The 13,950-nt window shown below is 69.7% G+C and carries 11 protein-coding genes and 1 tRNA gene; 6 read left to right on the top strand and 6 right to left on the bottom strand.

What is annotated here, in order from left to right:
* Positions 1 to 132: 132 nt before the first annotated feature.
* On the bottom strand, positions 133 to 1,011 hold the full coding sequence (gene bioC / locus F788_RS0108600; protein ID WP_019589898.1) for a malonyl-ACP O-methyltransferase BioC: 879 nt from the start codon (positions 1,009 to 1,011) through the stop codon (positions 133 to 135).
* Positions 1,008 to 1,769, bottom strand: a complete 762-nt coding sequence (locus tag F788_RS0108595; RefSeq protein ID WP_019589897.1) for an alpha/beta fold hydrolase — start codon at positions 1,767 to 1,769, stop codon at positions 1,008 to 1,010. The genes bioC and F788_RS0108595 overlap by 4 nt, the downstream gene beginning before the upstream one ends.
* A gap of 72 nt (positions 1,770 to 1,841) precedes the next feature.
* On the opposite strand from F788_RS0108595, the gene plsY reads away from it, so the two are divergent.
* Positions 1,842 to 2,486 carry a glycerol-3-phosphate 1-O-acyltransferase PlsY gene (plsY, locus tag F788_RS0108590; RefSeq protein WP_019589896.1) on the top strand — a complete coding sequence of 215 codons (645 nt, stop codon included), beginning with the start codon at positions 1,842 to 1,844 and terminating at the stop codon, positions 2,484 to 2,486.
* Positions 2,487 to 2,504: 18 nt separating this feature from the next.
* Here the strand turns inward: plsY and tsaD are convergent, their stop codons facing one another.
* Entirely contained in the window at positions 2,505 to 3,524 is a 1,020-nt protein-coding gene (tsaD, locus tag F788_RS0108585; protein WP_019589895.1) for a tRNA (adenosine(37)-N6)-threonylcarbamoyltransferase complex transferase subunit TsaD, read from the bottom strand.
* 61 nt (positions 3,525 to 3,585) lie between these two features.
* On the bottom strand, positions 3,586 to 4,776 hold the full coding sequence (locus tag F788_RS0108580) for a class I SAM-dependent methyltransferase (protein ID WP_019589894.1): 1,191 nt from the start codon (positions 4,774 to 4,776) through the stop codon (positions 3,586 to 3,588).
* Between the two features lie 93 nt (positions 4,777 to 4,869).
* On the opposite strand from F788_RS0108580, the gene F788_RS0108575 reads away from it, so the two are divergent.
* The 3 genes from F788_RS0108575 to F788_RS0108565 all read left to right on the top strand — a co-directional run bounded on the left by F788_RS0108575 (position 4,870) and on the right by F788_RS0108565 (position 7,512).
* The gene (locus F788_RS0108575; protein ID WP_038037657.1) at positions 4,870 to 5,592 is read left to right on the top strand and encodes a pteridine reductase; all 723 of its coding nucleotides are present in this window, start codon (positions 4,870 to 4,872) and stop codon (positions 5,590 to 5,592) included.
* Positions 5,593 to 5,640: 48 nt separating this feature from the next.
* On the top strand, positions 5,641 to 5,910 hold the full coding sequence (locus tag F788_RS0108570) for an accessory factor UbiK family protein (protein WP_018869073.1): 270 nt from the start codon (positions 5,641 to 5,643) through the stop codon (positions 5,908 to 5,910).
* Positions 5,911 to 6,000: 90 nt separating this feature from the next.
* Entirely contained in the window at positions 6,001 to 7,512 is a 1,512-nt protein-coding gene (locus tag F788_RS0108565) for a YifB family Mg chelatase-like AAA ATPase (RefSeq protein ID WP_019589892.1), read from the top strand.
* A 55-nt stretch (positions 7,513 to 7,567) separates the two neighbouring features.
* Here F788_RS0108565 and F788_RS0108560 read toward each other — a convergent pair whose 3' ends face one another.
* On the bottom strand, positions 7,568 to 8,458 hold the full coding sequence (locus F788_RS0108560; RefSeq protein WP_018947093.1) for a c-type cytochrome: 891 nt from the start codon (positions 8,456 to 8,458) through the stop codon (positions 7,568 to 7,570).
* Positions 8,459 to 8,661: 203 nt separating this feature from the next.
* On the opposite strand from F788_RS0108560, the gene F788_RS0108555 reads away from it, so the two are divergent.
* Positions 8,662 to 8,738, top strand: a tRNA-Arg gene (locus F788_RS0108555).
* Positions 8,739 to 8,931: 193 nt separating this feature from the next.
* Here the strand turns inward: F788_RS0108555 and F788_RS0108550 are convergent.
* On the bottom strand, positions 8,932 to 9,966 hold the full coding sequence (locus F788_RS0108550) for an Rpn family recombination-promoting nuclease/putative transposase (RefSeq protein ID WP_019589891.1): 1,035 nt from the start codon (positions 9,964 to 9,966) through the stop codon (positions 8,932 to 8,934).
* A gap of 398 nt (positions 9,967 to 10,364) precedes the next feature.
* Here F788_RS0108550 and F788_RS0108545 point away from each other — a divergent pair, with 398 nt between their 5' ends.
* Entirely contained in the window at positions 10,365 to 13,943 is a 3,579-nt protein-coding gene (locus tag F788_RS0108545; protein ID WP_019589890.1) for an EAL domain-containing protein, read from the top strand.
* Positions 13,944 to 13,950 lie beyond the last annotated feature (7 nt).

Raw genomic sequence — 13,950 nt, 5'->3', positions numbered from 1 at the left:
TCTGGCCGCTGAAGGATACACCGGCGGATACCCCTGACGCGAGAGTGCACCGAGTGATTCCACTCGGTGTTGAGGCAAATCACGCACCCGCGATTTTTCGCGGGATTTTCGAGGGAGTGCGAGGGGCGGACGTCAGGAGACCGGCCGAATCGGGATGGTGCGCCCTTCCGGCGCGCGCGGCGGGGGCGCATCCGGCACCCAGGCGTGCCCGTACACGACCTCCCAGGTCGCCGGCAGGCGGCCTTCCACGCCGAATCGCTCGGCGTAGGCCTCGGCCACGGCCACCAGGCGCCGGGGGCCGGTAAGCCCGCGGCCACGCCCGGCCAGGGCGTTGCGCACCCCCACACCCCGCAGATCGCGCATCAGTCGGGTGAGATCGGGATAGGTCAGGGTCAGGGTTTCCTGATCCATCACCGGGTCGGCGAAGCCTGCGCGCACCAGGGCATCGCCGATGTCGTGCATGTCGATGAAGGCATTCACGTGGGCGGCCGCACCGCCGTCCACCGCGGCGAACGCCTCGCGCAGCTCGCTCAGGGTGGCCGGGCCGAAGGTGGTGAACATCCACAGGCCACCGGGCGCCAGGATCCGGCGGACCTCGGCAAACGCGCGATCCAGACTGCTGCACCACTGCAGTGCGGCGCTGGAGATCGCCAGATCCTGCGAGGCGTCGGCCAGCGGCAGGGCCTCCATGTCGGCACACAGCACCCGCGGGCGCCGCAGCCAGCGCCCGCGCCGGCGGGCCCGCTGCAGCATGGGCGGCGCGAAGTCGACCCCGGTCAGACGGGCGCTGCGATAACGGCGGGCCAGGTCGTCGAACGATTCGCCGATCCCGCAGCCCAGATCGATCACGCGTTCCGGCTGCATGCGGATCAGGTCCAGGCGTTCGAGCAGGCGCCCCTGAACCTCGCGCTGCACTGCCGCGTGCGTTTCGTAGTCGGCAGCGGCGCGGGCAAAGCCTTCACGCACCCGTGCCTTGTCGAGTTCGAAGCCGGAAGGGTCGATGTCGCTCATGCGGGGATCTCCGCCAGCGTTGCATGGATGAATTCGGCGACCGTATCGGGCGCCGCCAGCGGCAGGGCGTGCGGACCGGGCACCCGCCGAATGCGCGCCCCGGGCACCCGGGTCGCCAGATGCCGTTCCAGACCCGGCGGGATCAGGGCGTCGTCTTCGGCCAGCAGCGCGGCCAGCGGCAACCCGGCGCCCAGATCGCCACGCCGGTCCGCATCACGCAGCGCGGCGAGCCCCGCCACCAGGGCCTCGGGTCGCGCCGCCGCCGCTTCCAGCCCGCCGCGCAGGGAACGCGCGAGCGCGGCGGGCTCCTGCGCGCCCCGCGCGCACAGCGCAGCAAACTGGCGGCGCAGGCGTCCGGTGTCGCCGCCGAGCAGACGGGCAAAACCGTCCAGCTCGCGGGGATCCATTGCCTCCGGCCAGTCCGCCGCGCGCACGAAGCGCGGACTTCCCGCCACCAGGATGCGTCCCCGCGCATGCGCGCCCCGGACGGCCAGCGCGGGCAGTGCGCCCAGCGACCAGCCGGCCCACACGGGACTCTCGAGGTCGTCGGGCAACCCCGCCACCAGCTGCGCGGCGACGGCATCCGGATCGGCCAGCTCGTCACCGCCGCCGGCGGCGCCATGGCCGGGCAGGTCCGGGGCATGGATCCTCCCCGCGTACCCCCGCGCCCGCAGCGCACGGATCACGGGCTCCCAGACCGCGCCGGAGAAACCCCAGCCATGCAGCAGAACCAGCGCGGGGGCGCTCCCGTCGCTCACGAGCGCCCCCTGCCCCGGCCACGTCCCGTTGCGTATGATGGGCCCGCATTCGCCAACCGGAACCGCTCCACCATGCTCAGCGCCATTGCCATCGTCCTCGCCTATCTGCTCGGGTCCGTATCCAGCGCGATCCTGGTCAGCCATGCGCTGCGGCTGCCCGATCCGCGCACCAGCGGCTCGCGCAACCCCGGCGCCACCAACGTGCTGCGCACCGGCGGCCGCACGGCGGCCCTGATCACCCTGCTGGGCGACGTGGCCAAGGGCTGGCTGCCGGTCTTCATCGTCCTGCAGTGGACGGACCTGCCGGGCTGGGCCGCGGGCGCCGTGGGCCTGGCGGCCTTCCTCGGCCACGTCCTGCCAGTGTACTACCGCTTTCAGGGCGGCAAGGGTGTCGCCACCGCGCTGGGGGTCCTGCTGGCGCTGAACCCGCTGGTCGCCCTGCTGAGCGCGCTGACCTGGCTGGCGGTCGCGGCGATCTGGCGCTATTCCTCGCTGGCGGCGCTGGTGGCCGCCGGCGCGGCGCCGCTGTACCTGGCCTTCGCCCCGGGCGAGCCGGATTTCTGGATCGTCACGCTGGTCGCGGTGATGGCCCTGATCCTGTTCATCCGCCATGACGAAAACATCCGGCGGCTGATGCGCGGCGAGGAATCCCGCATCGGCGAGAAGAAAAAGCCCGCCTCCGGGGAAGACGACACCGGAGGCGACGGCACCGCGTAGGGCGGCTGCGGCACGGCTTCAGCCGGTCAGCTCCGCCAGCGGCCAGCGCGCCCGGGCATGGATGACCGGGGTGCCGGCGTCGTCCACCGCCTCGGCGGCGCGCCCGGTCTGCAGCCGGCGCAGGCCGGCCAGCGCGATCATCGCTCCGTTGTCGGTGCAGAATTCCGCCCGCGGAAAATGCACCGGCACGCCGCTCTCGCGCGCCATGCGCTCCAGACCCGCGCGCAGGGTCGCGTTCGCGGCCACCCCGCCGGCCACCACCAGCGCCGGCGCACGGCTCTGCTTCAGCGCACGCCGGGTCTTCTCCACCAGGGTCTCGCTGACCGCCTCCTCGAACGCCCGCGCGACATCCGCCGGGGCGTGTCCGCCCTTGCGCACGGCCGTCAGCACCGCGGTCTTCAGCCCGGAGAAGCTCATGTCCAGACCGGGCCGGTCGAGCATCGGCCGCGGCAGGCGCAGCGCATCCGCCTGTCCGTCGGCCGCCAGCCGCGCCAGCGCCGGCCCGCCCGGATAGCCCAGCCCCAGGAGCTTCGCGGTCTTGTCGAAGGCCTCGCCGGCGGCATCGTCGATGCTCTCGCCCAGCAGCTCGTAATCGCCGAGCGCACGGGCATGGATCAGCTGGGTGTGCCCGCCGGACACCAGCAGCACCAGAAACGGGAATTCGAACTCGCCCTCCAGCATCGGCGCCAGCAGATGTCCCTCGAGGTGATGCACCGGCAGGGCCGGCACACCCCAGCCCCAGGCGAGCGAACGCGCCACGGCGGCGCCGGTGAGCAGCGCCCCCAGCAGCCCCGGACCGCCGGTGTAGGCGATGGCATCCAGCTCTTCCCCGCGCATGCCGGCCTCGTCCAGCACTGCGCGCACCAGCGGCAGCAGGCGCCGCACGTGGTCACGCGAGGCCAGCTCGGGCACCACGCCGCCGTAGACCGCGTGCAGATCGGTCTGGCTGTAGAGCCGGTGCGCGAGCAGACCCTCGCGGTCGCTGATCAGCGCCACGCCGGTCTCGTCGCAGGAGGTTTCGATGCCGAGTACGTTCATCCGGGAATCATGCCCCGCGGCGCCCCGGCGGGAAAGTGCCCGCACCGGCCCCGTGTCTCCGTCACAGCCGCCCCCGGCGGTCGGGAAGGCCGGCCCGCGGCAGCGACGGGCAGTCGCGGGTCAGGGCCATCACCTGAAATCGCTCGCCCATCTCTCCCGGCAGCGTCAGCATGCGCACCGCCTGCGCCGCACGCAGGGTGGTCTCGGCGTCACTGGCGTCGCCTACCCGCGCATCGAAGCGCGCGGGCAATCCGGCCGCCAGCAGGAACTCGCCCTGCGCGGCGTACACCGCGACCTCCAGCCCGGCGGCATCCGCCGCCTCGGCCACGGCGGTAAAATCCACGCTGGCGGTCAGATCCATCAGCCCCGGCTGCGCCAGTGGATCCAGCACCATCTGCTGACGGTGGTAGCCCACCAGCGTCCCCTGATGCCGCTCCGGGGCGTAGAAGGCGTCGCGCGGGAAGCCGTAGTCGACGATCACCACCGCGCCGCGCTCCAGATGCTCCGCCGCGGCCGCGACCCAGGCGTTCTGGGCCGGACGCCACTCCGAGGTGTAACCCTCGGGCCACGGCCCGCAGCGCGCGTGCAGCTCGTACACTGCGCTGCGCAGCGGCTCCGGGGCCAGGCGTTCGGCCAGCACCAGACCGCCCTCGTCCGCGGACACGCCCATCTGCCCCACCGCCCCGTCGCGCCAGCGGAACAGCTCCACCGGCAGGGCATCCAGCACCTCGTTGGCCAGCACCACGCCGCGCCAGGCCTCCCGCGGCAGGGCATCCAGCCAGGTCACCCGCGCGAAGTCTTCCGCCGGCAGCACGCCCTGCAGATACTCGCGCTGACGCTCGCGCAGGTCCGGACTGACCTCCAGGATCCAGTACCCCGCCCACGGCACGCCCGCCTCGCGCAGGGTGTCCAGCACGTCGCCCGCCAGCCTCCCGGTGCCTCCGCCGAATTCCAGGATCACGCCCTCGCCGCCGAGGTCCTGCTGCAGCACCGGCGCCAGCCATGCCGCCAGGGTCTCGCCGAACAACGGCGAGATCTCCGGCGCGGTCACGAAATCCCCGCCCGCGCCCAGCTTGTGCGCCCCGTTGACGTAATATCCCAGACCCGGTGCGTAAAGCGCCCGGTCCATGTATTCGACGAAGGGCAGGAACCCTCCGGCCTCGCGGATGCTCTGTTGCAGGGAGTCCACCAGCCGCGCGGAAAGGTCCGCGGCCGGGTCCCCGGGGCCTGTGCTAGATTCTGCCGGCGGCATTGGTCATTCGTTCCATGCAGGGAGTTGGCAGTGGCAGAGAGTGCCCCAGGCAAGGATTCACCGAAACCCCCGGAGGACGCCGGCGAACGCCGCGTGGTCCTGATCACCGGCGGCGCGCGGCGCATCGGCGCGGCCATCGCGCGCGAACTGCACGCCGCCGGACTGGACGTCATCGTGCACTGTCGGCGCTCGCGCGCCGAAGCCGAAGCGCTGACCGACGAACTGAACGCCCGGCGTCCCGACAGTGCCCGGCCGCTGCAGGCCGACCTGCTCGACCCGCAGGCCCCGGAGGCCCTGGCCCGGGAAGCGCATGTCTGGCGCGGCCGGCTGGACTTCCTGGTCAACAACGCCTCCACCTTCTACCCCACGCCAGTGGGCGAGATCACCATGGCGCAATGGGACGATCTGATGGGCTCCAACGTGCGCGCCCCGCTGTTCCTGACCCAGGCCTGCACCCCCGCCCTGCGGGCGAGTGGCGGTGCGGTGGTGAACATCGTCGACATCCACGCCCTGCGACCGCTGAGCGGCTACCCGGTGTATTCCGCGGCCAAGGCCGGGCTGCATGCCCTGACCCAGTCGCTGGCACGCGAGCTGGGCCCGGAGGTGCGCGTCAACGGCGTGGCACCGGGGGCGATCCTCAGTCCCGAGGACCCGGCCAACGTCGCCCCCCACGAGGCAATGGTGGAGCGCACGGCCCTCAAGCGGCCCGGCGACCCGGCGGATATCGCCCGCACCGTGCGCTTCCTGCTGCTGGAGTCCCCCTACATCACCGGCCAGGTGATCCCGGTGGATGGCGGCCGGTCGGCCTCGCAATGACACCGGAACGCGTTAGACTGGAAGAACCGAAACCCGGAGACCGCAGGCATGCTTGACCCGAAACATTTCGATGACCTCGCCCGACGCATCACCGAAAGCCTGCCGGAATCGGTGCGCAGCGTGCAGGAAGACGTCCACCGCCAGGTGCGCAGCTCGCTGCAGGCCGGTCTGGAGCGCATGGACGTGGTGACCCGCGAGGACTTCGACGTCCAGGTCGCCCTGCTGGAGCGCACCCGCGAGCGCCTCGCCGAACTGGAGGCCCGGGTGGAAGCGCTCGAGCAGGCCGCCCGGCCGCAGGACACCGATTCCGACAACTGACCGCCGCATGTGGCGCCGCCCGCGGCCGCGCCATCACCAACCAGTTGCCGCCGGGCCCGGAACGCCCGGCCCGAACAGGGAGAGGCAGGGATGCCCATCGCCATTGTCACCGCGCGCGCGACCGACGGGATCCGCGCACCGGCCGTCACCATCGAGACCCACCTGGCCAACGGCCTGCCGGCGTTCCAGATCGTCGGCCTGCCCGAGGCCGCGGTGCGCGAAAGCCGCGACCGCGTGCGCGCGGCCATTCAGACCGCAGGCTTCGAATTTCCGCGTCGGCGCATCACCGTCAACCTGGCGCCCGCCGACCTGCCCAAGGAGGGCGGGCGCTTCGATCTGGGGATTGCACTGGGGATCCTGGCGGCCAGTGAACAGGTCCCGCAGAGCGCCCTGGATACCCGCGAATTCCTCGGCGAACTGAGCCTCGACGGGCACATCCGTCCGGTGGGCGGCGCCCTGCCGGCCGGACTGGCCGCCGGCGAGGCACGGCACCAACTGGTCCTGAGCCCCGATGACGGTCGCGAGGCCGCCCTGACCGGACGTGCCGACATCGTAACCGCGCGCCACCTGGGCGAGGTCTGCACGGCCCTCAACGGTGGCCCCGCCCTGCCCGCCGCCGAACCTCCGGCAGCGTGTCCGCCGGCCTACCCCGATCTGGCCGACGTACGCGGCCAGCATCGCGCACGCCGCGCGCTGGAGATCGCCGCCGCCGGCGGGCATCACCTGCTGATGGTCGGACCGCCGGGCAGCGGCAAGTCCATGCTGGCCGCCCGCATGCCCGGGCTCCTGCCGCCCATGGATGACGCCGAAGCCCTGGAAACCGCCGCGATCCACAGCCTGCGCGGTACCCGGCACCTGCACGAGGACTGGCGCAGCCGCCCGTTCCGCCAGCCGCACCACACGGCCTCGGGCGTGGCCCTGGTGGGGGGCGGCGGGACACCCCGCCCGGGAGAGATCTCGCTGGCCCACAATGGAGTGCTGTTCCTGGACGAGCTGACCGAGTTCGACCGGCGGGTGCTGGACGTGCTGCGCGAGCCCCTGGAGACCGGCGTCATCCACATCTCCCGCGCCGCCCACCAGGCCGAATTCCCGGCGCATTTCCAGCTGGTCGGCGCCATGAATCCCTGCCCGCAGGGCTTCGACTGTGACCTGGGGAACGCGTGCCAGTGCACCCCGGAGCAGCGCGGGCGCCATCGCAAGCGGCTGTCGGCGCCCCTGCTGGACCGGATCGACCTCGCAATCGACGTACCGCGCATCCCGCCGGCGGAACTCGGCCGCGACACCCCCGATCCGGACGCCGAGGACAGCACCACGGTCGCCCGCCGCGTGGCCGCGGCGCGCCGGCTCCAGCTGGAACGCCAGGGCTGTCTGAACCGGATGCTGGAAGGCCGCGCCCTGCAGCAGCACGCCCGCCTGCCCGAGGAAGAACGGGCGCTGCTGGATGCCGCCGCGGAACGTTTTCGCCTGTCGGCCCGGGCCTACCACCGGATCCTGCGCGTGGCCCGCAGCCTCGCCGACCTGGCCGGGGCACCGACGATCGGCCGCGCCCAGCTGACCGAGGCCCTCAGCTTCCGCGCCCTGGACCACTGGCGCGTGGAGTAGACACGAAAAAGCCCCGCCACGACGCGTTCGTGGCGGGGCTTTTCGCAGCCCGGCCTCAGGACTCGTCGAACGTAGCGATATAGGCAGACAGATCGGCGATATCCTGATCCGACAGATTGCGCGCGTTCGGCGCCATCAGGTGGGTGTCATCCCCCACGGTCTCGCCGGCGCGGTACGCCACCAGACGACCGGCAATGAACTCCGCCGTATTCCCGGCGATGGCCGGGAAGATGCCCACGCCCTGGCCCCGGGCGCCGTGGCAGGCGACGCACGTGCCGTACAGCTGGTTTTCCGCGCGCGTGGCGTCACCCGCAGCCAGATCGATGCCGTTGACGGTTTCACCATTGCCATTCGTGGCGGCTTCCTCCGCAGCGGCCTCCTCCTCGGCGGCGGCCTCTTCTTCCTCGCTCGCGGCTTCCTCACCGTTGCCGTTCTCCGCGGCACCGTTGTCCGGCGACCAGCCGTGATCCACGTCCGCCTGATCCAGCATGTAGGCGACCGCCTGGCGAACCTCGTCGTCGCTCAGGCTCGGGTCCCCGCCCTTCGCCGGCATCGCATTGAAGCCGTTGATGGAGTGATCAAAGAGGGTATCCATGCCCTTGTCACTGAAGCGCGAGGACCATTCGTCGGTGTCGTCCACGATGGGCGCACCCGAAGCCCCCGTGTCGTGACACGCCGCGCAGACATTCTGGTAAATATCCCCCGGACTCAGATCGGCCGCTTCCTCGTCCGCCACGTCCACCGGACCGGCCTCGACCCGTCCCGCCGGAGTCAGGCGTTCCGTCAGCTGTTCCTCGGTAATGGTGGTGCGTTCCGCCGTGCCCATCTGGCCGAGCCAGTTCACCAGCTGGGCCACCAGGAAAATGACCGCGCCCGCCAGCGCGATTGCCGAGACGAACAGCAGCACCTTGTTCCCGGCATCCATCTTGATCGGTTGATTCGCCACTTCTCTCCCTCCGAGATCCGGCCGAATGCGGCCTTGATTTTGGTTTCCCCTGGAATCCGGGCGCGGCCCTGAAAGCTGCGGCGCACGGGCGCGCACGAGGGGCGAGAGTATAGGGCATCCGGCGCAACCAGACCACAAACCAAGTACAGCACTCAAAAATCACTGGACGAAAAAAGCCGCGCCGCGTACCATTTCGCTTCGTAGCGCCCGTAGCTCAGCTGGATAGAGCGCCACCCTCCGGAGGTGGAAGTCAGAGGTTCGAATCCTCTCGGGCGCGCCATTTCCCGCAAGACCCAGGCCCTGCCATCCGATTCGGGTGGGGGCATTGGTGAACCTCCCACGACGGCCGATGACGACATTGAAGACGGGGCAGGCAGGATGCACGGCTCCGAGCTTTTGTGCCGGAACCGGTGCTCGGCGAGCGTACGGAGCACGCAGACGGAAGGCCATCCGGCTGGCCTGACGGCCGGCCGTCAGGCGAAGAGATCTTCCGGACGTTTTGCCGTCAGAATCCGCTCGGACCAGCGCAGCAACGTCTCCGAATCCGCCTGTTCGATTCGGGCACGATGCGTTTCGGCCGCCTCGGCGCCGAAACGCATCTCCACCAGGCGCAGCAGCACGGCTTCCCCGCCTTCCTTGCGGCCCTCTTCACGACCCTCTTCACGGCCCAGTTCGCGTCCTTCCCTTCGCCCCTCCTCGATCCCCTGCTGCTTCCAGTCCCGAGTCCATTCCTCCACACGTTCCGCAAGCATGCTGCGTACCTCCTGCAAGTCCGCTACCTGTTCCAAGTCTACACCCGGCACGCGCGCCGGCAGCAACACGCGCTTGATCCACACCGTAAAACTCCGCCGCAGTCCCGTCTGTTCCGGACGGCGCAACCACGCCACCAGCCTCTCCAGGACCCGTTCCATGTCCTCCGGACGACGGCTGTTCTCCAGCGCAAACAGCGCCGCCGCAAGATTGCGCACCTCCGGCAGCCCGTCGTCCCGAAAACGGCTTTCGTCCAGCAGCAGATAACGCAACTGCGGGCGATAGCGTTCCAGACCGCCCGGAACCGTCTCGATCAGCTCTGCAACCTCCTCCGGCGCCTGCCAGCGGCGCGAACCGCTGTAGAGCACCACCGGCAACACCGGCGGCAATCGACCGGAAGTCGTCAATTGAGCGCCCTTGCGCAGATCCTCGTACAGCAGCCCCAGATAGGTCATCAGCCGCAGCGCCATGAACCGCTCCGGCGAGGACTGGAACTCCAGCAGCAGATACACATACAGCCACTGCCCGTCCCCCGCCCAACGCACGCGCCAGACCATGTCGTCCTCGCGCTCGCGCAGGTCCTCGCTGACGTAGCCGTCACTCACCCGGCTCAGCGTGGAAAAATCCAGCCGCTCCACCCATGGCTCGCGGACATACCCGCGAATGAGATCCGCCACCATCTCCGGGTGACTGAACAGCAGCTTGTACCCGTAATCGTGCCCACGGGCCCGGCCCGCAGCGTCCTTGTCCTGCCCCATCCCTGGGTCCTCCCTGATTGTGCGTGGCTCACAACTCTATCCCCGCTCGCGACACCGAACCAGAATCGCCGCCGAGATCACCGGCGGCGCCCGGGGCCCGCGCACCCCCCGCGCCAAACTGGCGCCCCGCATTCGAGCACTGGCAGCGGACGTTCCTGTGCATGCGCTGCGGGGACGTTCCGAAACGGGCAGGCATTGACGGAACGACTCCACTGGCTCATGCACGCGGAATCGTGGCAGGCTCCCATGGCGCTGCCGTCCCCCGGTTTCTCAACGGGTCTTCCCGTTGCGGTCTCGGCGCACGAGGCCTTGAAAATAAGGCCGGTCGTGCAGTACATTGGCCACCCTTTCCGCCACGGTCGGTAGCGCATGATGTCCGGCAACCGGCACCACCCGCGATGCAGTCCCGCGACCCGCTGCCCGGGCGCACACGGGTGTACCGCGTTCGGGGGCGCATGAGGCGTTCGGGCGCGATCCGGTGGCTGCGGGCCGCCTGGCTGCTGGTGCTGCTGAGCCTGGCGGCCCCCGGGAGCCCGGCGCTCGCCGGGGCGCCCGAGTTCGAGGAGGTCTTCGATCAGCACGGGGTGGTGATGCTGTGGATCGAGCCGGAGTCCGGCGAGATCGTCGATGCCAACCCCGCCGCGGCGTCCTTCTACGGCTACTCGCGGGAAGAACTGCGTGGCATGCCGATCCAGCAGATCAACACCTTCACCCCGGAGCAGGTCGCCGAGGAACGCGAGCTGGCTGCACTCGAGGGGCGCAACTATTTCATCTTCCGCCACCGCCTGGCCGATGGCGAGATCCGCACCGTTGAAGTGCATTCTCACCCGTTCCCCTTCGGCGACCGTACCCTGCTGCTGTCGGTGATTCAGGACATCACCCCCGGCCGCAACCTCCAGCAGGGCCTCTGGCATTATCAGGAACGCCTGGAGGAAATGGTCGAGCTGCAGTCCACCGAGATCGTCGCCCGGGAGCGCCAGCTGCGGTACTGGCTGATCGGCGGCCTGGTGGTACTGTCCGTGCTGGTCGTCGCCCTGGCGCTGAACATCCGCCGGCGCCGCCGTATCGAAGAGCGCCTGCGGACCTTCAGCGAGGACTTTCACACCTTCCTCGACCAGACCACCGATTTCATCTATTTCAAGGACGCGCAAAGCCGCATCCGCTTCTGCAGCCAGCCTCTGGCACGCATTACCGAGCACGATGACTGGCGCGAGATGGTGGGCAAGCATGATCGCGAGATCTTCCCCGCGGATACCGCGCGGATCTACGAGGAGGAAGAGAAAGCCATCTTTGCCGAGGGCCGGCCGATACTCAATCGGGTCGACCCGTTCTACGATGCCGATGGCCGCCCGGGTTACGTGCAGACCCACAATTGGCCGCTGTTCGACCCCCAGGGGCGAGTGCGCGGCGTGTTCGGCATCAGCCGCGACATCACCGAACACAAGCTCATCGAACAGATCCTCTCCACGCTCAACGGTGAACTGGCCCGGCTGGGCGGCGAGGAGTTCTTCCAGCGTGCCTGCCGCCTGCTGTGCGAATCGTTGGGGACCGAGATTGCCTTCGTTGGCCGCCTGGAGGAGGGGCAGCATCGGGTTGAGGCGTTTGCCGGCTGGGCCGACGGTCAGCCTCTGACACCCTTCCGCTACGATCTGGCGGGCCCCCCCTGTGCCAACGTGACGAAAGACGGTACCGCCTGTTACCCGGAGAACATCCGGAGCCTGTTCCCGCAGGACCACCTGCTCGAGGAGATGGACATCGAGGCCTATGTCGGCCACAACCTGATGGATCGGCAGGGCCGGGCGCTGGGGATCCTGGTGACCCTGAGTCGCCACCCGCTGAAAGAGCGCCTGCACGAACTGGCCCCCGCGATGCTCGGGCTGTTCGTCGACCGCGTCGCCTCCGAGATGCAGCGCAGCGAGGCCGAAGACCGGCTGATGCAGGCCGCCAGCGTCTTCCATCATGCCAACGAGGGGATCCTGATCACGGATCCGCAGGGCCGCATCCTCGACGTGAATGCCGCCTTCTCGCGCATCACCGGCTACCGGCGCGAGGAGGTGCTGGGCCGTAATCCGAGCATGCTGCAGTCCGGCAAGCACGACGAGGCCTTCTACGCGGACCTGTGGCAGACCCTCGAGGCCGAGGGAAGCTGGTCGGGCGAGGTATGGAACCGCCGCAAGGACGGCGAACTGTACGCCGAGATGCTGACCATCAGCGCGGTCCGCGATGGCGAGGGTGCGGTGCAGCGCTATGTGGGGCTGTTCTCGGACATCACCCCGCTGAAGGAGCAGCAGCGACAGCTTGAATACATGGCCCATTTCGACGCGCTCACCGAGCTGCCCAACCGGGTGCTGCTGGCGGATCGTCTGCATCAGGCCATGGCCGAGGAGGCGCGGCGTGGACAACAACTGGCGCTGGTCTACCTCGACCTGGACCGCTTCAAGGAGATCAACGACGGTCACGGCCACGAGGTGGGCGATCACATGCTGGTGGCACTGGCGGAGCGTCTGAAGGGATGCCTGCGCGAAGGCGATACGCTGGCGCGGCTGGGCGGCGACGAGTTCGTCGCGGTGCTGCTGGACCTGCCGGACATTGAATCCGCCCAGCCGCTGCTGCAGCGCCTGCGCGAGACCGCATCCCGCCCGGTGCACGACGGCAGGCACCACCTGCAGGTCACCGGCAGCCTCGGGGTCAGCCTGTATCCCCAGGCCGAACCCGTGGACGCCGACCAGCTGCTGCGCCAGGCGGACCAGGCGATGTACCAGGCCAAGCTGGCCGGCGGGGACCGCTACCACCTGTTCGATGTGGCATCCGACCGCAACCTGCGCGATCAGCACGAGGCCCTGGAGGCCATCCGTCAGGGCCTGGCGAACGACGAGTTCGTGCTCTTCTACCAGCCCAAGGTGTCGATGCGCAGCGGCGAACTGGTGGGGGCCGAAGCCCTGATCCGGTGGCAGCATCCGCAGCACGGCCTGCGGCCCCCGGGCGCATTCCTGCCGCAGCTGGAAGGCCATCCGCTGATGGTGGAGCTGGGCAACCGGGTGATCGAGATGGGGCTCGCGCAGATCGAACAGTGGCGCGAACAGGGCCGCCCGCTGACGGTCAGCGTCAACGTGGATGCGCTGCAGCTGAGCGACCCCGGTTTCATTGCCGGGCTGCGCGCCGCCCTCGCCCGCCATCCCGGGGTACTGCCCGGGGACCTGGAACTGGAAGTGGTCGAGACCAGCGCCCTGCACGACATCACCCACGTGTCGTCCCTGATCGAGGAGTGCCGGGAGCTGGGCGTACGTTTCTCGCTGGACGATTTCGGTACCGGCTATTCCTCGCTGTCCTATCTCAAGCGCCTGCCGGTCGAGACCCTCAAGATCGACCAGTCCTTCGTGCGCGACATGCTGTACGACCCGGACGATCTGTCCATCCTGCACGGGATCATCGGCCTGGCCGGGAGCTTCCAGCGCGAGGTGCTCGCCGAGGGAGTGGAGACCGAACTGCACGGCGAGATGCTGCTGCAGCTGGGCTGCGAGATGGCCCAGGGCTATGCCATCGCCCGCCCCATGCCCGCCGACCAGCTGCTGTCGTGGCAGGCGCAGTGGCAGCCGCACGCCAGCTGGACGCAGGCCACGCCGGTCGCGAACGAGCTGCGCCCGATGCTGTTCGGCATCGTCGCCCACCGCGCCTGGGTCAACTCGCTGCAGGAGTTGCTGCAGGACCGGACGGAATGGCCGCCCGAGCCGGATCCGCGACGGTGTCCGTTCGGTCGCTGGCTGCATGCCCATGACCCCGACGGCGACCGAATGCCGTCGATCCACGCCCTGCACGATCAGGTCCATCAGCTGGGCGATGAACTGGTCCGGCTCAAACACGAGAGCCACGCCGCACGGGCCCTCGCCCGGTTTGGCGAGATGGAGGCGCTGAGCCACCAGATGACCGGCGCGATCCGTGGCCTGATCGGCGCGCATGCGCCCCGGCCGGAAGAATGAAGCGGAC

Source organism: Thioalkalivibrio sp. ALE10, from assembly GCF_000381385.1.
In the GTDB taxonomy this organism is placed as follows: domain Bacteria; phylum Pseudomonadota; class Gammaproteobacteria; order Ectothiorhodospirales; family Ectothiorhodospiraceae; genus Thioalkalivibrio.
This window is presented reverse-complemented; position numbering and strand designations above follow the sequence as displayed.

Bases quoted from the DNA above. Each gene is read 5' to 3' on its own strand.
- F788_RS0108565 (WP_019589892.1), top strand. From the start codon at position 6,001: ATGCCCATCGCCATTGTCACCGCGCGCGCGACCGACGGGATCCGCGCA.
- F788_RS0108580 (WP_019589894.1), bottom strand. From the start codon at position 4,776: ATGCCGCCGGCAGAATCTAGCACAGGCCCCGGGGACCCGGCCGCGGAC.
- F788_RS0108550 (WP_019589891.1), bottom strand. From the start codon at position 9,966: ATGGGGCAGGACAAGGACGCTGCGGGCCGGGCCCGTGGGCACGATTAC.
- F788_RS0108545 (WP_019589890.1), top strand. From the start codon at position 10,365: ATGCAGTCCCGCGACCCGCTGCCCGGGCGCACACGGGTGTACCGCGTT.
- F788_RS0108570 (WP_018869073.1), top strand. From the start codon at position 5,641: ATGCTTGACCCGAAACATTTCGATGACCTCGCCCGACGCATCACCGAA.
- bioC (WP_019589898.1), bottom strand. From the start codon at position 1,011: ATGAGCGACATCGACCCTTCCGGCTTCGAACTCGACAAGGCACGGGTG.
- plsY (WP_019589896.1), top strand. From the start codon at position 1,842: ATGCTCAGCGCCATTGCCATCGTCCTCGCCTATCTGCTCGGGTCCGTA.
- tsaD (WP_019589895.1), bottom strand. From the start codon at position 3,524: ATGAACGTACTCGGCATCGAAACCTCCTGCGACGAGACCGGCGTGGCG.